The following is a 24,077-nucleotide window of genomic DNA, read 5'->3' as shown; positions in this document are numbered from 1 at the left end:
GCAAGGCGGCATTATTGATTCTTTCATCAGCGGAAAATGAAAATAGAGATTGGAAATTGTTTTAGCGGGGTTAGCTCGAGGATTATCCAATGTGCCCTCCGGTGCGTATCACGATAACGGCGATCAAGAGGGTAACAAACACTATCAGCGCTGCGGCGGCTGCGATTATCAATAGTGTATTGTCTGTCTTCCTGTCGTGGGAGAAATAAAGCTCCGCGTTCACGCTGGCGCCGTTGTTGTAGAAGGTCACTACGGATGTCTTGTAGACGTCGTTCCCTTCCCTCCATTCTTTGAACTCGTATCCTCCCTCGGCGACGGCCCTGATGATGAGGTCCGTGTTTTCGGAGAGGACCACCGTTGAGGTATACCTCGCGAAGCTCGCTCCTCCGTCCACGCTGTATTCGGCGTAGCCTTTGCCTTCTATGGTCCCGATGGTCAGGGTCATGTCCCCTCCCACCCTCGTGGTACTGCCGGTGACCTGTATGGAGTGGTTCATGTTAACGTTGTAGAAGCTGTACGACCCACGGCGGATATCCGTCTGCGAGAGGTGTACGCCGTCCACTATCACCGCGTTGATATAGAAACCGGCATTAGCAGAGAAGACGAACGTGATATCGTTCCCCCTCTGTACGGATGTCTTCCCCTGAGGAGAGATCGTGGTCATGGAATCAGAGGTTGCTGTTATGATGTAGTTCGTCGTGACGACCGGAATGAACACCTCTGCGATCAGCTGATCGCTCACAACCGATATCCGGAGGTCGTATCCGCCGACAGCGAGCGTCGGGTTCGCCGGGGTTCCGGACATAGTTCCTGCGCTTCCGTCGATCAGGATGATCTTATCGCCGGGAACGAGCCCCGCCGGCAGACCGGCGGGGTCGATGTCCGCCTTCGCGGCGCCTATATCAGCGGCGCCGTTGACCGTTGCGTAAACCATTGTGACCAGGTTGGGCGAACCTATGAAATACAGCTCAGAGTTGGCATCAGAGCCTATGGTGAAGTTTCCGTCTATCACGCTGTCGGCGGCGAACGCCGCTCTGTTCACACCGTTTGAGAGAAGGACATCTCCGGTTATGAGATCCCAGTTCTCAATCACCGCTCCGGAATTAGCGTGTATGCCATACGCGCCGCCTTTGATCTCTCCGCTGTAGTTACGGATCTCTCCCCCAGCGGCAAGGTAGATCCCATCGCCGGTGCCTGCGATATTGCCGCTGTTATCGTTATCTACGTTGCCGTAGGAGCCAAGGTGTATGCCGTTGTTATCAGAGGTTATCGTGCCGCCGTCATTGAAGATGCGAATTCCGCCGCCAAAGGCCAATATGCCGCTACCGTTGGTAGAACTGATCGAGCCTGTGTTGGCAATCAGACCGCCGTCGCCGTCATCGACGTAGATGCCGGTGCCGTTGGTGCCGGTTATCGTGCCGTTGTTGGTTATGGTGCAATGCAAAGCTGGATTTGATGAGATGATGGCAGTGGCGTCGAGCCACCCGACTACCATACCAATGTAACCTGTGATCATGCCGGCAGATCCGTTTAAGATAAAGGCTGCGTCGCAGATAATGCCGTACTCTGCGGCACCTGCTATCGTGCCGTTGTTGGATATCTCTGCATAACTGTCGGCGCGGATGCCGGTATCCGCACCCGTGATGCTTGTGCCCGCGGCGTAGTTGTTAACGACGCCTCCCCCGTTTGCGTCCTTGAACCAGACGCCGTCGCCGGTGTTACCTTTGACGGAACCGGTGTTGGAATTGTCGACCCTGGCGTACTGGCTGTACAGTTCGAAGACAATGCCGTTTACTTCGCCATAGATGACGCCATAGTTATTGATGAACGGCCTGTCTCCGGCGGTGATGTCTATCCCGTTCTGGGTGTTGCCTTTTACGGCACCGGTGTTGGTTATTTCATAGGCGCCGTAGTCAAGCCATCCCACCATTATGCCGCCCGGCCCTTCGATATCACCATCGTTGGTTATTGCGGCGGGGCCGTCAATGCGGACGCCGTATTCGCCGCCGGCAGCACAATATACGGAGCCGGAGTTATCCACTGTGCCTCCGGCAAGGTATATGCCATTCGCTGTGCCTTTGATAGTCCCGGCGCCGGAGTTGGTGACCAAGATATCGGTTCCGTCTGCGATTTGTACACCGTTTCCGGACGTGCCTTCGATAAGGCCGGAGTTGGTAAAGACATCGCCTGATGTTCCGTCGAAGCCATCAAAGTCTCCGATGTACACTCCGCCTGCGCCGGTGATGACGGCGGTGGCGGCATTGGTGACCGTGCCGCCTGTGCTGAGTTCGATGCCTTTGCTGCCTCCTCTGATCGTGCCGCCGGGGTTGTTAGTTACGTGGGCAACGCCTACGGAAAGGATGCCGGCATAATTCGTCCCTTCAATCAGGCCGGAGTTGGTGATGGTGCCGCCCATGTCAAGCCGGACACCGTGCTCGTCTCCTCTGATCGTGCCTGTGACGCCGTTGATGATGGCGGCCGTATTGGTGGGAATGACTCCGCTCCGCATAACAGAGATTATAGTGGCCGTGTTGGTGAATGTTCCTCCTGCAAAAGCTACGCCGATGTTATCGGCGACACTGAGTATACCGTAAACAGTGCCGGTCGCCGAAAAATCTGGGTCCTCTGTATAGAGACAGAAAGTACTTCCGGATCCGACGGTCACACCCTTGGCAACGCTCAGTGTGCAGCCGGCGCCGACGATGAGATATATGTCTCCAGAAATGTTCAGAGCATTGCCCGCTCCAATATCGATGTCATCGGTGATGATGAACCATCCTCCGCTCGGACCGATGTCTTCAAGCATATAACCGCCGGAAACATCCGTCCCGAAATAAGCTGCGCCAGTAAGCTCCATCACGTTGTCCCGGGTGCCCTGGGTCCCGTCCGGCAGAATATACCGCACGCCGTTGATCAGAGTATAATCCAGATTGAGCACGTTGGGACTGCCGGCCCCATCTCTGACGGTGAGGTTTCCGCTGCGTGTCTCTCCGCCGGCGGTCAGAGTTATTTTTGTTCTTTCGCCGATCCCGCTCTCAGGCAACCAGAGGTATATCTTCCCATCATCGTCTGTCACGACGTCTTGGAACCCATAAACATACGTGAGGTTGCCCGGCAGAATGGTAACCGCACACATGGTCACTGCGGTGTTCGGGGTGGGCAATATGACCGTTGTAAGATAGACCGGTTCTTTAGGCAACTGATCATTCGTTGGTATGCCTTGTATATCGGCGTTGGTGCTGCCGCCGGTGACCACAGCGTCGCCGGCTATGCCGTCGATGCCATGGACAGTGCCGCTGCCGCCGGTGCCGCCACGACCGATGGAATTGGCTTCGACGGTGCCGCCGGTGATCATGATATTGCCGCCGTTGCCCGCATCGCCGCCGTTGCCCGGAATGACGGTGGTGAGGCCGCCGTTACCTCCGGCAATGATGGATCTGGTTTTGACGACGCCGCCGGCGATAGTGACCGTGCCGCCGTTGCCCGCATCGCCGCCGTCGTAGTAGTAACCGCTGCCGCCGTTACCTCCGTCTGCAACGGAGTCGGCTTCGACGGTGCCGCCGGTGATGGTGACCGTGCCGCCGTTACCGCCGTTACCGCCGCCAATGCCGGGGCCGGTGCCGCCGCCGTTACCGCCGGTGCCGATGAAATTGGCTTCGACGGTGCCGCCGGTGATGATCACAGTGCCGCCGTTACCGCCGGTGCCGGCGTTGCGGTCGCCGCTGCTGTTGCCGCCTGTGCCAATGGTATTGGCTTCGACGGTACCGCCGTTGATGGTGATCGTGCCGCCGTTGCCGTTGATATATGAATAAGCGCTTGTGCCGCCGTCTCCAATGGAATCGGCTTCGATCGTGCCGCCGTTGATGGTTACCGTGCCGCCTTGACCGCCGGCACCATGAATGCCGCCGCCTGTGCCTAAGGAATCGACTCTTATTATACCGTCATTAACGATTATCGTGCCGCCGTAACTGCCGCCTCCGATACCTACGCCGTCATCGGAAGTGGCGATGACTGTGCCGTTGTTGATCGTGATCGTGCCGCCGGGGCCGCCTTGACCGCCGTAACCGCCGCCGCCGATGCCAACGCCGGAAGCGGAATTGGCGATGACTGTGCCGTTGTTGATTGTGACCGTGCCGCCGGCGGCGCCCGCGCCGAGACTGCCGCCGTGCCGCCCACCGCCGATGCCCGCGCTGTACGCGGATTGTGCATTTACTGTGCCGCCGTTGACTGTGAGTATGCCGCCGTTACCGCCGTTGGTGTAGTTGCCATTGCCGCCTCCGATGCCCGCGCCGTTGCCGCCTGTGGCGGTGACAATGCCGCCGTTGATGGTGACAATGCCGCCGTTGCCGGCATCGCCGCCGCTGCTGCCGCTGCTGCCGTAGCCGCCGCCGATTCCCGCGCCGTTGCCGGAAGTGGCCGTGATAATTCCGCCGTTGATGGTTACTGTGCCGCAGTCCTCGCCGACGCCTCCTGCGCTGTTGTATGCGCCGCTCCAGCCGCCGCCGATGCCCGCACCGACACCGCCGATGCCGGGTGAGGACTGGGTGGATCGGGCTGTGAGTTTGCCCATCGTAGCGTCATCCGCAGATTGGGAGTAAATCGTCAGGCTGTTCGTTCCGATGACATTGATGCCGCTGTTATCGCTGCGCGTAGTAAAGTCACTGCCGTCCTCGAGGATCAGGTGTACGTCGCCATTGATGTAAACAGTGTTTCCGCCCGTAAGGCTGATGCTGCCCCTGATAAGATACCAGCCGCTTGACAAAGTGTAACTCATACTGCTGAAATCGCTGCTTGAAGTAAGTACGGTCACATCGTGGTATTTCGTCTCCCCGTTTTCGTCTAGATAGGGAACGTCGGTCTCGGGATGTGCCGAATCCGTAGCCGGCAGGAATAGCGCCAGCACCGTTATCGCGAACAGTGCCAGCGCCAGTGCTGCCGCGGTGACGGTTCGGCCTCCTCCGGCCGCCGCTGCGGTTCTGGTTTTTATCTTTGTCTGCATGGGTGAGCCTTCTTTTTACTATGTAGCACATCTATCTATTTATTGGATTATATATTGCATCCGGGAGTCCGCGGCGGCTCTGTGTATCGCGTCTCATACCTTTTCGGACTGATCGTCACAGTCTCATGATGTCGGACGACCGAATGCTTTGAGAACCATCTCATACTGTGTTTCCCCCCCCCCCATTCCCGCGCAGCTCAGGGGTATTACCTCACTAACTGTAATTCTCCCCTTATATCAAGGCTCCCGGAAATATTCATTCAGATAACATGGATCGACACATCAAAGGGATCAAAAAGTCGAAGGACGGCAACATGCCGTTCGTCGTGATAGGAGTGGTGCTGCTGATCATCGGGTCCGCTTATGCGGTGATGGTCTCGCAGGCGAAGGACGTCGAAGAGACGGCGGAAAACATCATAACAGAGCTGGATTCTCTGGATTCGGCGATAGAAAGCACAAGGATGTCCATAGAAAGAGGGCTGGGAGAGCTGATATTCGACATCAGCACCGACCTTAACGGAGGGTCCATCGAAAAGAGAGCTGAAACGTTCAAAGAACGGTCCGATGAATGGATGAAGACCAACTACCCCAGCGCTGACAGGGGCGTGTCGGTCACCATCATAAGTTACGACTTCGTTCTGGAGGCGGAGCCGCTCAAGCTGGTCTCCTCCGACGCTTTCACGGACGGTTTCATACCCTCTTACCTCAGAGCAACGGGGCACTACACGGCAAGGTTCATCTGCGGATCCGGAACATCGGTGAAGACCACGGCGATATCGACCGACGGCACATGCGCCCTTCCCTTAGCGGCGGAGAAGGGGTCGCTTTTTGACATAATGATCTCCGGCGAAGGCTCCGCCCTCTCGCAGATGATGACCCACCAGCTGACCGCCCTCGCTCAGTACAGAGTTCTGAACGGATACGGCGCGCTCGCAGAATACGGAAGTATGGGGACCATGTCCATCTTAACTTCTGCGGACGTCGTGTCCGCTTATGAAAGTTCAATGAAGGTGCTTGAGCTTCTTGTGTTCCGCTGCCCTTCGGAGGGCATTGACGCGGACCTTGAGCGGATCGACCTCGCGGACATCTTGGTTTCAAAGGACGGGTACGTGGAGATAGACCTTTCCGCAGTATATTCTCAGGCACTCATTTCCATAGCAGACGATCTGGCGCTGCAATGGTTCGACTATCTCTACGGCAACCGCGTCATAGATCTGATGGATTGGGTCGCGGACGGCCTGAAGAACGCTTGGGATTCTCTGAAAGGGTTCTTCACCGGTAAGAATGAATTCTCGGCCGCGCCGTATATTGAGCAGGTTATGAGGGATAACGGGTTGGACGTCGATATGTACAGCCGCCTCTACACCGGAAGGACGGCGTCGATAATGACCTCAGACGCCGACGTCGTTATCGGCGGCAGAACGGTCAGGATATCTTCTTTGTCCATCACTTCCGGCTACCCCTCCGTCGACCTGATGGGGTGGGAAGGGATATCGAAATTCAAAAGCCACTACAGGGCGGAGACCAACGAGATAAGGGAATGGATGAGGAACGTCATCAATTCCGCGGCTGTCAGCATAGGGGAATCGAAAGCGCTCGGCACCATACGGATACCAGTCGATCCGGCGGACGGCGAGGCATTCATGGAGACAATAAACAAAGCGGTGGACCTTGCCCTGAACAAAGGAGATACGGAGGTGGAGAGGATAATGACCTCCGCAATAACATACCAGAGGATCTCCGATCCCTTCTACGCCGCCATCTATAAGACGATATCCGATGACCGCAGCGAGATATACGGCGTCGAGACCTTCAGAGAGAACATCAGATCCTCCGTGGTATCGGCTCTGGCCCAGTATTTCGGGGATGCGGAGATCGAATACGGCGACGGCGACATGAACACGGCCGCCGGGATCCTCATGGACTCCGCCGGGGTCAGAAAAGCGATAGCCGATTACGAGAGCGCCGTCGACGGGTGCCTGAACGGCCTGAACGCGCTGACCGACGTACCTGGCGGGAATCCCGGTCTCGTCAAAAAGATCTGCACTCTCATATTCGAGGCGGGGATCTTTTTTATGGATACTTCGACGAACGTTCCGGAGAGGATCAGAATGCTTTGCTCCGAAGCTGTGGAGAACACGAACATCAACGCATACAGCGGGCCTATCGATCTTCCCGGTACCGGCTCCTTCACCTTCACCGGAGCGGGCGGGAACACCACCGTCGAGAGATTGACCATATCTTCCTCATCGTCGCCCAGTGTGAGCGTCAAAGGGCCGAACGATAATCTCAAAGATTGCGTGCATTACGTCGGATTCAGCGAGAACAGCGGCGCATCATACTCCGCCGCATTCTCGGTAACCGTTGAGGACAGCGTAGAATACACTGTGAAAAGCTCCGGGACGGTCACGGACGCAATGGGGATCTGCGATTCCGTGTTCAAAGGCTCTTCAAAAGTAAGTATGGAACTGAAGATCATCGTAGCAAGCGGATGGGAGCTTTCGGGGGTCAAGGGCTATACGCCCAGCAACACCCTTCTGGGAGACGCCTGGAACGCCCTCATCGGGCTTCTCGCGCCGCTCCTTGAACCTCTGCGCAAGGTGATGTCAATGATCATGGACGCCATCCTGATCTTAGGCACCGGGCTGATCGAATTCGCAAAATATTATGCGGCCGTCGTGGAGAAGCTCTACAACGTGCTGATGGAGTCCCTCAGACTTCTGGCCGAATTCGTCGAGGGGCAGCTTGTCAAACTGTTCGGTAGTGTTCTGGAAGGGGTGGTGAACGCAGTCAATAACAGCCTCGGGGGGGCGAAACATTCCGTCAGCTTCTCTTACATGGGATTCACGATATCGCTGGCAACGAACCTCCCCTCATCCGGGGACGATATGAAGACCCTTCTGACCATGACCATGGGGTGCTCGCTCAACAATCTCAGTATATCTGGTTCGGTCTCAATCAAACAGAGAGGTTCAGGCGGCGGGGAGATACTGCTCACTGGCGCCGCCGAGATCAGAGGCAGCGATTGGTATGCCGCCGCCGAAATAGACCCGCTCATGAAGACGACGGACCACATGATCTCATTGAACGGGGTCGTGTCCGGAGTTAGGTTCGACATTATCCTCCCGGACCTTGTCCAGTACCACCACCTGGAGTTCTCCCTCAGCGACATACCGCCGGTAGCGGCGGTGCTTTCGAACATACCTCTCCCCGTGCCGGGCCTCAAGGGGTCGATCGACGCCGGCATAGAGCTGAAGTACAGCATCCCCTATGAAACGGGGATACTGATCAACGAGTTCGAGCTTAACCCTCCAGGGACGGACAGGGACAATGAATGGGTGGAGCTTTACAACGCGACACCGCACCGTATGGACTTGAGCGGCTACACCATCAGCGCGGGATCCAACCCCGAAACAAAGGTCCACACGATAACGGACCTCGCATTATCGCCGGGAGAAAGAGCGGTCATACTCCTTTCCGGGGCTTTCCTCAACAACGACGGCTCCGCGCTCATCTCCGAGGGCGAATGCGTGATGCTGGTATCCCCTGAGGGAAAGGAGGTCGACAGGACGCCGGTCAAGAAGGACTCCAAGAACGATGACTTCACATGGCAGAGGGTGGCGGACGGCGCGAAGGAATGGACGTTCGCCAAAGGCACCCCCGGATCGCCCAACTGTGGCGGGATATTCAGCGGGAGTACGGCGAAGGTGCACATGCTCAACATACTGTACGATTCGGCCACCAAGGTCCTGGACAGCATAGGGTCCCTAAAAAGCACGGACGACCTTTCCGATTTCTTAACGGCAGCGGTAACTGATGCCATCGAAGAGAGGATAGGGATGCTGGCCGCCTGTGTCGTCGAAGCTTCGGTGTTCGTGTCGCTGGATGTCACCGATTATACGTCCACCGTATGTACGGGGGTCCGCATCGCATTGTCCATCGATTCCGATTTCATAGAGGAGGGATTGAAGTACCTGGTCGGAGAGATAGAATCGATATTCCTCAACATCGAGAATCCGTACGGCATCGCGCCGAAAGAGGTCTTTGCAGACCACCTATATCTTGGGATGACGTTCTACGCCGGGCTGACCACGCCGTTCTATCTGAAGTTCCTGGACCCCTACCCCGAGACCAGGATCGGTATCCATGTGGATACCAACGTGGCGGGACTGTGCAGACTGGTCGGATCCGACCTGGGAACATGGAAGGTCACCGCCGGAGTGCTCATAATGGACTGCCCGAGTATGTTGCTTCCTGCGGTTCTGAACGCGGATGAATATCTAGACTCCGACCTCTGGCTGATGAAGGCGGTGTTCACATCTGCATAATGCCAAGAGGACATCCGGCGATGTCCTGTGGAAAACGCCGCATGATGCCGGACACAGCCACATCCTCCGGACTATCAGACCCTGTCATGACCAGCGATACGGAGATAATAGACTTGGCGGTCAACCGGTAGACCAACCGGAAGCAGTCAGGATACTATTTGAGGGGGGAGACCGGCATGGAGGCCAAGCAAGACAAGGATGGAAGATTCAAAGATTCCCGGCCATCGAAGATCCGTGGGGCGTTCCGCAGGAGGGGGGCCTCCCCCTATCTCAGCAGGAAAGGATTTTGGGCTTACCTGCCATCGAAGCTCAGCAGGATGTTCCGCAGGAAAGAAAACGTCGATAAACGTATAGGGGACACCAAACGGAATGTAACTCTTGATTCGAGCGTCCTAATATCCTATGTCATATCAAAACACAATGATACCACCGTCAAGAAGGTTGTCACCAAGAGTGTGACCGACGACAGACTGATGCTCACCGATGTAATATTTGACGAGTGTTTAAGATATACAGATAAACGGAAATCAAGAACTACGAAAGAGAATATGTCGATGAAACTCAGAGATGTCTCCCCGAAGATAATTGACATATCGCCAGTTCCCTCCACCGAGGAACTTATGAAAAAATACAAGGTGCGCGACCTTGATGACTTGAAGATTCTTTATTCTGTGGAGATGACCGACTCAGTTATACTCGTGACGCTTGATGACGATTTTACCGACGTAGAGGGCATAAAAGCAAAGATAATGAGGCCGGAACAATATCTTTTTGAAGAGAAGGACAAAAATAAAAGGCGGGCAGAGCGGATGCGGTAACGCAAAAAGATTTTTAACCCTCGATTCGCTTAATAAGAACTGCGTCTTTGGTCGATCACATCACGCAGGTAAGAGGGGGTGGCGTCCCTCATCAAAGATGCCCGGTGATGAAATGTCCCGCCCTAGGAGGAGACTGGCGGCCCTCCCTTCATCGGAATTGACAAAGTGCGAAATATCTTGTCCCCTCTGGCATTTTCTCCCGCAGTATTCGCAGAGTTGCATCATGTCATTGTTTTAACGGCCATTTGGTTTGCATTCATTTCTTCGAATTGACCTCTTCGAGGACCGCCTCGGTTTCAAGATATAGGTCTTTGAGATTCTGTTCCATTTCTGGAGTTGTCTCCCAAAGACCGCGGGCAATTGCTTCCAGCAGATCTTCCAGTATCCATCTCAGCGCCAATGGATTATTTTCCTCTATCCATTTACGGTTATCTTCATTGAACAGGAAATGATTTGCCAGAGACTCATACATCCAGTCTTCGACAACATCGGAAGTGGCATCCCACCCGTATGCGTGGTTGATGTTGACGGCAATAAGGTTAGCGCCGACGAATCCATGGTCTTTAAGGCCTTCCACCCACTTCGGATTGAGCAGTCTGGATCTCATCATATAGGCGATCTCCCCCTCCAGATCTCTTATTTTCAAACGGTCGGGGTCCGAGCTGTCTCCGATTATGTTCAAAGGTTTCTCTCTTCCGCTGCTGCGCACCACCGCGTTGATGCCGCCAAAGTACGCATAACCGTCATCCGTGTCAATCAGGTCGATCTCACGATCTGGTTGGTTCTTGACGGCCACATCCAACTGATTAAGACGATGCCTGAACAGTTCAGGTTTCGTCTCCCCCCTCCACTTTCTCCCATATGCGCTGCATCCGCAGGTGATGTAGATCTGTGCGAGATCGTCTATACTGTCCCATTTTCTTGATTCTATGAGGATGTTCACTCCGGCGCCATGCGTACCGGCAGGTTCTCCGAACACGCGGATCAAGGCATTGCTCTTAGCGTCTTCTGGTGTCATACCTTCTTTGATCATCCTGACAATGTCACTTTGAAGGTGTTTCTTTATGAAGTTCTTCTCTTCATCCTCGTCAAGTTCTGCCACCATCTCAACGGCTTCGTCTATAAGTTGGAACAGGTTTGGGAATGTGTCACGCATTAGGCTGCTTATTCTTACTGTAACATCAATCCTAGGGCGTTTCAGTTCTTCATGGGACATAACTTCTAACCCTACTATCTTGCCTCCGGTGGAACCCCATATGGGGCGCACACCCATCAAATAAAGGATATATGCTATGTCGTCGCCGCCCGTTTTCATTGTATCAATTGACCAGACGACGATCCCTATGTTTTCCGGGTATGTGCCTTCGTCACTTATGTAGCGTTCGATCATCTGATCGGCCATCTTGACTCCTACCTTCCAGCTGGGCTGAGTGGGAACTGTCTCTGGATCCAGTGAATAATAGTTCTTTCCTGTTGGCAGAAGGTGTGCGTTGCCTCTGGTAGGCGCACCCGAAGGCCCGGGCGGTACATATCCTCCCCCCATGCCATTGAGTCCGTTGGTTAGTTCTTCCACCATTCCCAATATGCTTGGGTGTACGGTATTGCAGATGAAATCCGTGACCCGAAGGACATTCTCGTTGTTATCGGGGCAGAAGTCTTTGACGAGATCCAGACAGTCCTTAGGTGAATAATTATGTTCCTGCATGGCAAATAGCAGTTCCTGGGTCTTTTCGTCGACCTTGTTCACGATGCCGCCGTTGACCTCACCGGTCGTGGCATTGATGGAAGAGTAATTGTCCATGAGGAAATCCAGATCGAAGCCCATACTCTCAGCAACGGATATCCGTAGGGACGGCATGCTGCCGTTCCTCAGTCTTGTGAGACAGTAGACCATCTCCTCCATGTGGCGGCCTTGCGGCACATGTCCAAGTATGTGTAAGCCGTCAGTTATCAAGCCGTCCTTAAGATCCGAGATATAGTCATATATGGTCTCTATCCGGCCCATAACATCCTCAATAGGTGCGCCTTCCTCTATCTTCAGCTCCTTCCACATACACAACTCTTTGATCAGTTCGTAAACTGTCTCAGCTATTCCAGGAAGTTTCGCATGCTGGTAAGTGCTTTTGCAGAACAGGTAATCGTGAATGTGAGCTTCCAGCTCCATGAGATTATCATAAGTTCCGGCACGCGTCATAGACGGCATCATGTGGCTTATCAGGGCGCAGTTCTTCCGTCTCTTGGCCACAATTCCCTCGGACGGATCGTCAATGACGTAGACGTAAAGATGCGGCATGTGCTGCATCATTATGTCCGGAAAACATTCCTCGGACATGCCGTTGCCCTTTCCAGGGAGCCATTCGCATGATCCGTGGGTTCCTACGTGTATGTGAAGGTCTGTTTTGAACTCCTGCGCTATCCATTTGTAATATGCAAGATACTGATGCGGCATGACGATGTGAGGGTCGTGTATTAGCTCCTCGGCCTTGTCATGCTTGCCCCTGATAGGCTCCATGCCGAGGTATATGTTCCCGTTTATTACTCCGGGGATAATGAACCTGCCTTTATGGCTCATTATATGGCCCGGCGGGTCACCCCAGTTGCGGCACATACGTTCTCTTGGGACCTTTGCCAGCGCGTTCAGCCACTCCAAATATTTTTTGTTATCAAGGAATTCTACGGCCTGCTCTTCAATATCCTCTTCGTTTTTCCATTCGAGATCATTGGTCAGGGAAGCCGTCATTTCGTCGATGATCTCTTGACCGCTTTGGGGAACCCGATCGATAGTATATCCGGCGTCGGCCATCATCTGCATCATGTTCTTGATGCTTTCAAACGAATCCAATCCGCCTGCACTCCCTAGTTCGGAACCGCTACCGTTCACGAGAATGGAGATCTTTCTGTCTTTGACCGGGACCATTCCGACTCTTGCCCATTCGACTGCCAACCCGGCAATGCGCTCTATCCTGTCTTGGCGCCAGGAGTGATAGTCCTTTCCTTCGTCATCTTTCTCGTTGAAGACGAACGGCACCGTCGTGACCATGCCGTCCAGTTCCGGCAGGGCGACGCATATGGCAAGCTCTCCGCCTTCCATGCCGATCTCGTCCTTCATCCACGTATCCTGCGGCCTGAAGATCGATATTGCCTGAAGGGATACCACGTTCAGGTCCTGATAGAAATTGAACCTCACGCTGTCCCTTGAACCGTCCGTAGGATTGGCAAGGGATAACTGTGAGAATCCGCCCGGAGTGATCAGCGACCCTATGATGCTCTTTCCATCCTTTTTAAAATATTCTTCAGCGATTTTTATTGAGCCGATAGAACCGGTTATCTCGCTGGGCGTTGGTATATGGAACACAGGTATTGTGTTCGCGCCCAGCTTTTCTATCTCCCTTATCAGCAGATCATAGGGTTCCAGGCTTCCCCTGACCCACGCACCCTGCGGCAGAAGTATGCCCACGGTCGGTTTGTTCATGTCCAAAGATGCACGATAATGTTCAAGTGCAACATCGCGCGGAAAATCTGGATGATATATGCCTTGGGCACGGTTTCTGTACGGTTCGGGGACCTCTACATCCGTTCCGCCGATGATCTTCAGAAGGTACAGTATCAGGCTTTTGTAGTTCGCCTCCCCTCCAAGTTGTATATACTTTCTCATCATCCTGAATTCATCATCGCTGCCTTTGAACAACGGGCGGTTCTCTGCCATGGACTCTTCGAATTGGCACAGCAGGAATGTGTTGATGTTCTCTTCCATGAGAACGGCTTTCAGTTCGTCGAACTTTTTGTACGTGGAAGGATCCCCGTGCATTACGATCATCAGAAGATCGGAATTCTTTACAGACCTCAACAGTTCTCTGAATTCAATGGGATCTCTGATGGTATCTTCGGAATCAAATGTAAGGAACTTTACGGGAATGACGTCGGTTTCTTTGGATATGTTGCCTAAGATCGGTGCAAGGTTGGTGCCTCCGACGGTCAGATACGCGATCTTAAGCTCTTTACCCGGTGTGATGTTATTTTCATATGTTCTCATCTGATCACCATTTTCTTTTGAATCGAATAATATTGGATTATATATCCAACTATGATTTAAAAACTATTTGATTCAGAAATTCATGCTGCGCATAGCACATGAAAAAAGGCCCTCAATACTAATAAATAGAAACAAAATGATGTATAGTTGGATTATACATCCAATTGGTGATGAAGTTGGAAAAAATAAAGATAATCGCCTTTATTGCGGTTGTTGCGGTTGTTGTCGCAGGATCGGCGATATTCGTAATAAGCAATGATAACGGCGGCAAAAACAACAAAAGCGGAACAGTGACTGTGACAGATTACTTGGGCAGAGAGGTAACTATAACATCTGCCGAAAGAATTGTTTCGGCGGGTTCGACCCCTACGGCCATTTTATGCGGGCTGGGACTTAGCTCTAACATCGTTGCGGCTTCAAGCGATATGACCGCATATAGCGTGGATTCCTTTGTATTCGGGTTGACCCAAGACGATTTCCCTAAAGTCATAACCGACGGCTTCGAAAGCGGGAAGATCAAAGCACTTGGGCCCGGATACCAAATGTCGGCAGAAACAATGGTGTCCGTAGATTGTGACCTCATCATCAGCGATAACTACGGGAAAAACCAAGACACATGGGATGCATTGAATGCATTGGGCGTAACATATATTGTTATTCCGAGCAGCAACACCGTTGTTGAAGGGATATATGATAAAATAGAAATTGTCGGCAAAGCAGTCAGCAGAGAGTCAGAGGCCGAGAGGATTATATCTCAGATGAAAAATGTCATAAATAAGATAAGCGACTGGTGTGAGTCAATAGTCGAAAACGAGCTGAGCGGACAAAAGTATAATGTGGCCCTTATGATGACCGCGACCATCGCGATCGGATGGAATTACCCTCAAGGTTCTGTATTGAACGCGCTTCACGTGAACAATGTATTTGAAAGCGTGGGAACGTATGCAACGGTCTCTAAAGAGTCTATTGCAAATGCCGATCCAGATGTCTTGATATATCAGACCTTAGGTATGGGGGACGGAGTAACGGACCCGGTAGCATATGTAAAATCATTGTATAGTGATCCTGTTATCGGAAAGACAAAAGCTGCTGAGAATGGGCTGATATTTACTACGATAGACGGGGCGAAAGCCGTTGCGGGGCAGGCAAATCAGGACTTTGTGAACGCATATGCATTGTATGCGATGTTTATTTACAAGGATTATCTGACATTCGAGATACCGGACGCTTTAGATGACGACTACGCGGCATATACACAGCAATTCTGGGAAATGGTCAGCTCATAAACTGGGGGCGACTCTTCCAGAGGGTTCCTGCAACGGCACATGAAGTAAAAAGGCATATGACCAAAAGAACAGAATAAAAAAGGCTCTGATGCAGGTAGGCAGAACTATCTGCATCGTCCAACTTTCCATTAATTTCTGATGACAAGCGCTGACCAAATACGAACTTCTGCGGATGCCAGGTTACACAACGAAACGACCATTTCTTTCTCATCTGGTGGGAAGTTAGTCGGAAGTAATATATTTATAACATAGTAGTGATATGCAGTTGGAATATACATCCAACAGGTGATTTCATTTGGAAAGGATAAAAATCATGGCGATTATTGCGGTTGTAGCGATAATCGTCGCAGGTGCGGCGATATTTATTATAGGAGCCGACAACAGCGAAAACAGCGATGGGTCGGTGACTGTGACCGATTATCTCGGCAGAGAGGTGACGATAGACTCTACTGAGAGAATAATATCTACATCTGTAGTGCCAACGGCGATACTGTGCGGATTGGGCGTAAGTTCCAACATTGTGGGGGTGTCGAGTGATGCGGGAGTTTATGCCGAGGATCCTTATGTTATAGGGCTGACCAATGACGACTTCCCCAAGGCCATAACCGATGGGATGAATAGCGGCAGGATAACTCCGCTCGGAGGGATGTACCGCATGTCCGCAGAAACTATAGCGACAGTTGAATCAGACATTGTGGTGTGTGACAGCTACGGAATAAATCAGGAAATAATGGACGCCCTGGATGTGCTTGGAATAAAATACATAGTGGCATCAAGTGCAAGCTCTTTGGAAGAAATATATGATAACATACAACTTCTAGGCAAGGCATTCGGTAAAGAACAAGCCGCTGAAAGAATGATTTCTGAGATGAAATCGGTGATAAAAAAGATATGCGATTGGTGTGAATCTATTGTCGATAATGAACTGAAAGGACAGAAGTATAACGTTGCCCTCATGATGACTGGAACTTATGCTATAGGCCCTAACTATACTGGAGGGGACACGTTGGAAGCGCTTTCAGTCTATAATGCATTTGAGAGCATAGAAAGATATGCGGCCGTTTCCAAAGAATCGATTGCAAGCGTTAACCCTGACGTTATAATCTATCAAAATCTGGAAATGGGCACCGTGACCAGTCCGGCAGATGTGGCAGTATATGTAAATTCAATATATACTGACCCTGTTCTTGGAAATATAAGCGCCGCGGAGAACGAGCGGATATTTGCTACGGCCGGAGGAGCAAAGAACTCAACATCGTATTATAGCCAGGGCATAGTACGTGCATATGCAATCTATGCGATGTTCATTTACAAAGACTTTATGACTTTTGATGTGCCAGATGTCCTTGACAGCGACAACTATGCACAGTACACACAGCAATTTTGGGAAATGATCAACTCATGAGCGAAGCAGAAGTATCTAATGAAGCCGCCGACGGAACACTGGCGACAACACCCGACGGAACTAAAAGCAAATGGCAGAAAAAACATGCCAAAGAGAAACTGGCTCTGATACTGGTGGGAGGGACCGTCGGAATAATCTTACTTTTCATATTTTCTTTAACGATGGGAATATACCCGATATCCTTCGGAGACGCAATGGGAAGTTTTTGGAACATCCTTGTTAGTTTCTTCCAATCTTTGCTTCCGGGCAATGAGTTTGTACTTGATGATATGAGCGAGAGGATAATCTACTACCTCAGGATGCCTAGGTCCATAGCGGTACTGTGCGTGGGAGCGGGGCTGGCGACCGCCGGGGCTGCCATGCAGGCACTGATCAGGAACCCTCTTGTGGATCCGTACATAACAGGCGTCTCATCGGGGGCGTCGTTCATGGTGGTCTTTGCCACCTTCGGAGGATTGGCCGGCATATTGGGAAGCATGTCCATACCGATCGCAGCGATAATCGGCGCGGTAGCGGCATTCGGCCTGACAATGACGGTGGCCGAACTCGCGGGAGGGAAAGCGATGAGCTACGTCCTTGCGGGAGTGATAATATCCACGGGGCTTTCGTCGGCGATCGCCCTTTTGATATACTTTAACGCTGAAAACTACACACACATTGTGAAATGGATGTTCGGATCCTTCGCCGACATCCCGTGGAGCAATACTCGGGTGATCGTGTTCGGCACGATCATACCCATAATAATAACACTCTTTTTCGCCAAAAAGCTGAATATAATGCTCCTGGGCGAGGAGCAGGCAAAATACCTGGGCGTGGATACTGCACTGCTGAAGAAGTTGCTTATGGTGCTCATTGCAGTATTGGCGGCATTCTGTGTAGCATACTGCGGCGTCATAGGTTTCATCGGTCTGATAATACCGCACATATGCAGGATGATAGTGGGAGGAGACCATCGTTTGCTGATACCGTCTTCGGCAATATTGGGAGCGTTCGTATTACTGATGGCAGACATATTCTGTAAGACCATCGCAGCACCGTCTGAATTACCAATCGGAGCAGTGGTGGCGGTGATCGGGGTGCCGTTCTTCTTATTCCTGATGATGAAAGAGGGGAAAAGATATGCAATGTGAAGAAACAGACTTGGAGATGCAGACGAAGGCTGCCGAGACAGAGATGCTGCTTGATGTCTGCGGGTTGGCATTCGGATACACTTCCGCGAATTTGCTGAAAGAAATAGACATAAACACCAACGGAAGCGAGTTCATTGCCCTCATGGGACCTAACGGATCGGGCAAGACCACGCTTATGCGCTGCATAAACAAGATACTGCTGATCCGCGGAGGGTCCGTCATCATTGATGGGAACGATATAAAAAAGCTTAAGAGAGATGATATGGCTCGCATCTGCACGACAGTGCCGGCAGATATTCCTGCCGATTTTTCACTCAATGTCAAAGACTTCGTGATGTTGGGCAGGTCGCCGTATGTCGCCAATTGGTGGTGGGAGTCCGATGAGGATCTTACCATTGTAGAGAAAGCGATGTGGGATTTTGGAATATTCCAATATTCAGAAAGGAAGATCCATGAGCTCAGCAGCGGGGAGCGGGCACGCGCATTGCTAGCAAAAGGCGTTGTGCAGAAACCTAAATTGATGATGGTGGATGAACCAAGCGCACACTTGGACATAAAATACAAGGTGCAGGTGATGGAGATGCTGAGAGGTCTATCCAGATCGGGCCTCGCAGTGATAATGGCATCGCATGACATCAACCTTGTAACAAGATACTGCGACAAGGTCATGCTTCTGAGCGAGGGAAAGATCATAAAGTTCGGCACCCCGAACGAAGTGGTAACGAGAGAGTCCATCAAAGAAGTGTATGGAATAGACATCAAGGTGATCCATGATGAGGGGGTTCCATATGTGATCCCCCTTGCCCCAGATAAGAACGAGAAAGAATTCAGAGTGGACCTGTGATAAGAAGTAAGCGGTTTTAACATGATACAGATAGCAATATACGGAAAAGGCGGAATAGGGAAGTCCACGGTTTCGGCGAACATTTCCTATTCTTTGGCCGATAAGGGGACGAAGGTTCTCCAGATAGGCTGCGACCCGAAGCACGACTCCACCAGGGCACTTCTTCAAGGCAGAGAGCAGGCGACTGTCCTTAACTACATACGCAGCACCCCCCCTTATGACAGGAAGCTTGAGGATATAGTCCTTGACGGCGTAAAGGGGATAAAATGCGTAGAAGCCGGAGGGCCCGAACCGGGAATAGGTTGTGCGGGAAGGGGGATACTCAGCACATTCGACACGCTGAAGAAGCTGGGATTGGACGATATGAAGTTCGATGTCAAGATCTATGATGTTCTGGGAGATGTTGTGTGCGGGGGATTCGCTGTTCCGTTGAGAAATGAGTATGCGGACGGAGTATACTTGGTGACATCCGGAGAGTTTATGTCGATTTACGCCGCGAACAACATCCTCAAAGGGATCAAGAACTTCGATAAGGGTGTTCCCAGAGTAGCGGGCATAATCCTGAACTGCCGCGGCGTAGAGAATGAGTACGAAACGGTAAAGAGATTTGCAGACGCAGTCGAACTGCCGCTCGTTGCTTGCATACCCAGAAGTAAGCTGTTCGCAGATTCGGAAGCGGCGGGGAAGACAGTTATGGAAATGTTTCCCGACTCGGATGTCGCCAAAGAGTTGGAAAAGATATCGGACAACATAATCAGCATAATGGACGGAAGATCATCACCTTTTGATTCCAACCCCCTGAACGATGCCCAAATGGAGCAGATAGCAAAAGGGGAGACAGTAAAAAAAAATGAGAAATTTGACACAGTCGGATCGGGAGCAGCATGTCGAGGGTGCATAAAAGCACCTAAAGTCAAAGTTACCACTGAAAAGAACGTGGTCGGCTCCTGTGCAACAGCAGGGGCGGTCTATGGCTGCTCCTCTGTGATCGACTCTGTTGTCATAGTACACGGCCCCCGAAGCTGCGCACACATAATGTCCTCTTCAAGGAATATATCTGAGATCAGGAAAGGAAGCGGCAAGACTGGGAAAGGTCTGCAGTCGATGAGGATCGTTTCAACCGATATGGACGATACGATATCTGTTTTCGGCGGTGCTGGCCTTTTGGAAGAGAAGATAAGAAATATGATCCTTGAAGGGCACAAGAGCATCTTTGTCGTCACATCATGCGTATCTGGGATAATAGGAGATAATGCCATTGATGTTGTGAATGCCATAAGCAACGAGAATCCGGATGTTTATTTCAGGGTGGTCGAAGCAGACGGGAACATTCTTGGAGAATGGGAAGTGGGGTTCGCCGAATCCGCGAACGCCCTTCTTGACATGGTAGATGATACGCTGGAACCAAGGGAAGATACTGTCAACATCCTTGCGGAAAGATATCTTTTCAGACAGGGTGAGGACACAGAGAACGAGGTCTATGACCTGTTCCGCCCATATGGCATAAAGATCAACTGCAGGTTCATGTACGAATCATCCATGGATTCGATACGTAATTTTCGCTTAGGTAAAACGAATTACATTATAGACAACGACAGAAGTTCAATGAAAATAGCTAAATTAGTAAGCAGTAAGCTGAACGTTCCTGTGGATACGGAGCCGCTGCCCATAGGGATAAGAGAACACGGCAGATTCTCAGAAAAGATAGGGAAAGAGCTTGGAATGCAGGAAAAAGCGACAGCGATCGCAGCAGAAGAGGAAAATAGATACAGCTTAGAAATAAGCAAAATAAGACCTAAACTAGAGGGGAAAAAAGTACTGATAGAGGACAGATTCACTCAGAACATAGATTGGCTGGTCGAACTTGTATCAGATCTGGGCATGGAGGTATTAGCGGTCGGAATAGGACCTACGCACCACTGGAAAGAGAAAAGGGCCGAGCCGAAATCTCTTCCGAAGGGAGTGCCTATAAAACATGATTATCTGCTGGAGGACCTGTTGGCTGATGTAGAAAGTTTCTCACCCGACATAGTCCTGACGGACAGCGGACTCATGGAGCTGGATGGCATACGCAGTGCAATGTACTCCCGCCCCGCGCCCGGAATAAACAGCGTACTGAGGTTTGGGCGGAAGATGGGAGATCTTGTATCCGTACCCGCAACAGAGGGATGGAGGAAGATACAGTGACAGTCAACAGGATATGCATGGACGGTTTCACCGGCGCCCTTATGGCAGTGGAAAGCTTCAGCGACGGCAGGGCGGTTCTGCACGGTCCGGGAGGATGCAGAAACTATCATACGTTTTTGACCTCGGTGTGCTACCCTCGGGCAAAGCCTGCGGACTTCAAAAAATATTCCCAGCCGTATTTCTTCGGACAGGCAAGGATGCCATGTACGTACATAGATGAGGATAACTACATTAACGGTTCCGAGGGAAAACTTGAGGAGTGCATCCCAGCCATATGCAGGATCGATGATAATTTTGATGTTTTCATAAACTCTCCGGGGGCAGCGCTCATAGGCGATAACATAACGGATGCGATAGAACGAGCAGGATTCAAGGATAAGGCCATGGCGGTCGAGGAATCATTGATATCTCAGCCGTTCTCATCCAGTTATGACCACACCATAAAATCAATATTAGAGTGGAAGTCCCCGAAGAAAAAGGAGACGATCCCAAGATCCGTGAATATTTTGGGAGTGCCTATATCCGCAATAGACTGGCAGGACGTCATCACTGAATTTGTTTCGTTGCTCAGCGACATGGGCATAACGGTTATATCCTCTCCGGGGGCCGGATGCAGTTCATCAGATCTCGAAGAGTCCACGGCCGCAGAATACAACGTATGTATAAGCTCCGAATATTGCAAAAGGACCGCCGAGCTGTATGAAAAAAAATACGGCATACCGACCATATTCTCCGAAATGGGCGCACCGGTCGGACTCGACGCTGTCGAACACTGGGCAAAGAACATCGGGAAGATCATAGGGGCCGATACTTCAAAAGTGGAGGAACGCATCCGCCAGGCGAAGGCGCGTGTGTTCAGAAGGATCAAAGGATCGATGTATTCGAGACGTGTAAAATGTTCAAGGTTCACTATAATGGCGGACAGCTCCGTTGCGTACCCTCTTACAAAATGGCTGCACGAGTACCTCTGTATGGTGCCGGCAAGCATCTCTGTTGATCCAGGGGAGGACGACAAAATGGTATCCTGCATTGTGGGGTTCCTAAGAGAGATAGGGCTCAGGGAAGCATGGAACTCAGATCCCGCTCAGAAGGTCGATTTTGTCTTCACAGACGGGCACACAGCTGAAAGTCAAGTGATGATAGGAACCTGCAGGAAAGGCATAGATATCGCAATGCCCACTCTTTACCGCGTCAACTTCATACCGCGGCCGGTGTATGGAATAAACGGCTCCATGTATATCTTGGATGAGATATTCAGCTGTCTGTAATCACTTTGTTGCAGTCAGGGATCCTCCTTCATCCAGCATAGGGAATCCTCAGCGACCCCGGCTTATGCCATATGTAACGCAGGCCGCTCTCATTAGAGCTTTCCCTTTACCAACATATAGTAGCATATTGAGAAGAACACAACGCTCCAGACGATCACTATCAGCAGGGACAGCATCGGGAACGACCAATCCAGAGCCGCTGAGCGGATGCAATCTGTGGAATACGTCAGCGGCATGGCGGCTATGATATACTGCAGCCCTGTCGGCAAAGATGATACTGAGAAAACCGTACCGCAAAGAAATGTCATTGGAACCACGAGGACAGTGGTGAACATAATTATGGTCGTCAGGCTGTTCGAAAGGAATCCCACCAATACTCCCAGAAGAGAGAAGGCCACACATGATACAGCTATGCTCAATATCAGCATAACGCTTATGTGCAGCCCGTCGGTCATTACCAGACCGATCGCGAGCAGTATGAAGCACCCTATCATCCCTCTTATGAAACCGATCAGTGCCTTTCCGAAGATCACAGCCGAAGGCGATATCGGGCAGAGGATTATCTCATCGAAAGATGTGTAATATATCCTCTGAGACAAGACCTTATTGGCTATAGAAGAGAAACAGGATGTAAGCGTCGAAAGGGCGATGACTCCGGGGATAACGAAGGCAACATAAGGAACGCCCTCCATGTTGTTCACATTAGAGCCGAGACCATAACAAAACGATACGTAGTACAGAAGGGGCGTGACCATTATTGTGATCATTATCGACAGGATATTCCGTTTGAAGTAGTACAGGTCCTGCAGAGATACCCGGAAGGTCTCATCAAAAAAAGAAAAGATCATATCCTCACGACCTTGACGAAATCGGCGGTCACTTCTCTTCCCGTCATCTCCAGGAACACATCCTCAAGAGAAGTCTTCCTTAAAAGGACAGAATCGTTATCGCCGAATTCTGCAACGAACCTCTTAGCCTCATCCCAATCTAAAAAATATTTGTACTTTCGGACACAGCCTTCACCGTCATATTCGACAGCAAAACGTCCGATGTTTTCACACAGCTCCTTTGGACTTCCTAGTGCAACCCGCTTCCCCTTATCGATTATGGCCACTCTGTCGCACAGGTTCTCTGCCTCCTCTATGTAGTGGGTGGTCAGAAATATCGTGGTCCCTGCGCTGTTCAGCTGGCGGATCATGTCCCACAGCATATGTCTGGACTGAGTGTCCAATCCGGCTGTTGGCTCATCCAGGAAAAGGATCTTCGGATCGTGCATAAGCGCACACGCGATCGCGGTCTTTCTTTTCCATCCTCCTGAAAGTTTGACCACCTCATAATCCAAAAAGGGAGTGAGGCCCAATACTGCGGATATGTTCTCCGTCCTTTTGCGTATATCTTTCTTTGGGACCTTCTGAAGATACCCGTGGCAGACTATGTTCTCTTTCACAGATATATCCTTATCAAGGCTGATCATCTGCTGGACGAACCCGATCAGCTTCCTTATCTCTTTGTTTTCCGAAGGTATCCTGAAACCGTTGATCTTTACATCGCCGGACAATGGATGGAGAAGCGTGGTGAGCACACGGATGGTCGTGGTCTTGCCTGCGCCATTCGGTCCGAGGAAACCGTATATCTCTCCTCGCTTGACATTCACGTCGACATGATCGACTGCGGTCTTATCACCGAACTTTACTACGATCCCCGCCGCATCGATAACATCTTCGCACAGGTCTTTACTGGCTGTATGGACATCATCGTTCTGGGACAACATATTGGATG

Annotated in this window: 12 protein-coding genes; 8 read left to right on the top strand and 4 right to left on the bottom strand. The window is 51.4% G+C overall.

What is annotated here, in order from left to right:
* Positions 1 to 82 precede the first annotated feature (82 nt).
* Positions 83 to 4,999 (bottom strand): hypothetical protein, encoded by a 4,917-nt coding sequence (locus FWG96_01900; GenBank protein MCL2032014.1) that lies wholly within the window; start codon positions 4,997 to 4,999, stop codon positions 83 to 85.
* 269 nt (positions 5,000 to 5,268) lie between these two features.
* Between FWG96_01900 and FWG96_01895 the strand changes: the two genes are divergently transcribed.
* Complete coding sequence (locus tag FWG96_01895) at positions 5,269 to 9,327, top strand: lamin tail domain-containing protein (GenBank protein MCL2032013.1); 4,059 nt, start codon at positions 5,269 to 5,271, stop codon at positions 9,325 to 9,327.
* A 176-nt stretch (positions 9,328 to 9,503) separates the two neighbouring features.
* Complete coding sequence (locus tag FWG96_01890; protein MCL2032012.1) at positions 9,504 to 10,145, top strand: PIN domain-containing protein; 642 nt, start codon at positions 9,504 to 9,506, stop codon at positions 10,143 to 10,145.
* 256 nt (positions 10,146 to 10,401) lie between these two features.
* Here the strand turns inward: FWG96_01890 and cobN are convergent, their stop codons facing one another.
* A complete protein-coding gene (gene cobN, locus FWG96_01885) occupies positions 10,402 to 14,178 on the bottom strand; it encodes a cobaltochelatase subunit CobN (protein ID MCL2032011.1) in 3,777 nt (1,258 codons plus the stop codon).
* A gap of 176 nt (positions 14,179 to 14,354) precedes the next feature.
* On the opposite strand from cobN, the gene FWG96_01880 reads away from it, so the two are divergent.
* The 6 genes from FWG96_01880 (at position 14,355) to FWG96_01855 (ending at position 22,298) form a co-directional block, all read left to right on the top strand.
* Positions 14,355 to 15,464, top strand: a complete 1,110-nt coding sequence (locus FWG96_01880; protein ID MCL2032010.1) for an ABC transporter substrate-binding protein — start codon at positions 14,355 to 14,357, stop codon at positions 15,462 to 15,464.
* Between the two features lie 295 nt (positions 15,465 to 15,759).
* A complete protein-coding gene (locus FWG96_01875) occupies positions 15,760 to 16,869 on the top strand; it encodes an ABC transporter substrate-binding protein (protein MCL2032009.1) in 1,110 nt (369 codons plus the stop codon).
* Complete coding sequence (locus FWG96_01870; protein MCL2032008.1) at positions 16,866 to 17,999, top strand: iron ABC transporter permease; 1,134 nt, start codon at positions 16,866 to 16,868, stop codon at positions 17,997 to 17,999. Before FWG96_01875 ends, FWG96_01870 begins: the two co-directional genes overlap by 4 nt.
* The gene (locus tag FWG96_01865; protein MCL2032007.1) at positions 17,989 to 18,843 is read left to right on the top strand and encodes an ABC transporter ATP-binding protein; all 855 of its coding nucleotides are present in this window, start codon (positions 17,989 to 17,991) and stop codon (positions 18,841 to 18,843) included. The genes FWG96_01870 and FWG96_01865 overlap by 11 nt, the downstream gene beginning before the upstream one ends.
* 21 nt (positions 18,844 to 18,864) lie before the next feature.
* Positions 18,865 to 21,030 (top strand): AAA family ATPase, encoded by a 2,166-nt coding sequence (locus tag FWG96_01860; GenBank protein ID MCL2032006.1) that lies wholly within the window; start codon positions 18,865 to 18,867, stop codon positions 21,028 to 21,030.
* On the top strand, positions 21,027 to 22,298 hold the full coding sequence (locus FWG96_01855; GenBank protein MCL2032005.1) for a nitrogenase component 1: 1,272 nt from the start codon (positions 21,027 to 21,029) through the stop codon (positions 22,296 to 22,298). The genes FWG96_01860 and FWG96_01855 overlap by 4 nt, the downstream gene beginning before the upstream one ends.
* A 92-nt stretch (positions 22,299 to 22,390) precedes the next feature.
* Here the strand turns inward: FWG96_01855 and FWG96_01850 are convergent, their stop codons facing one another.
* Positions 22,391 to 23,146 carry an ABC transporter permease gene (locus FWG96_01850; protein MCL2032004.1) on the bottom strand — a complete coding sequence of 252 codons (756 nt, stop codon included), beginning with the start codon at positions 23,144 to 23,146 and terminating at the stop codon, positions 22,391 to 22,393.
* Positions 23,143 to 24,069 carry an ABC transporter ATP-binding protein gene (locus tag FWG96_01845; GenBank protein ID MCL2032003.1) on the bottom strand — a complete coding sequence of 309 codons (927 nt, stop codon included), beginning with the start codon at positions 24,067 to 24,069 and terminating at the stop codon, positions 23,143 to 23,145. The genes FWG96_01850 and FWG96_01845 overlap by 4 nt, the downstream gene beginning before the upstream one ends.
* Positions 24,070 to 24,077: the final 8 nt, after the last annotated feature.

Source organism: Candidatus Methanoplasma cognatum, from assembly GCA_009777615.1.
Classification (GTDB): Archaea; Thermoplasmatota; Thermoplasmata; order Methanomassiliicoccales; family Methanomethylophilaceae; genus Methanoplasma; species Methanoplasma cognatum.
This window is presented reverse-complemented; position numbering and strand designations above follow the sequence as displayed.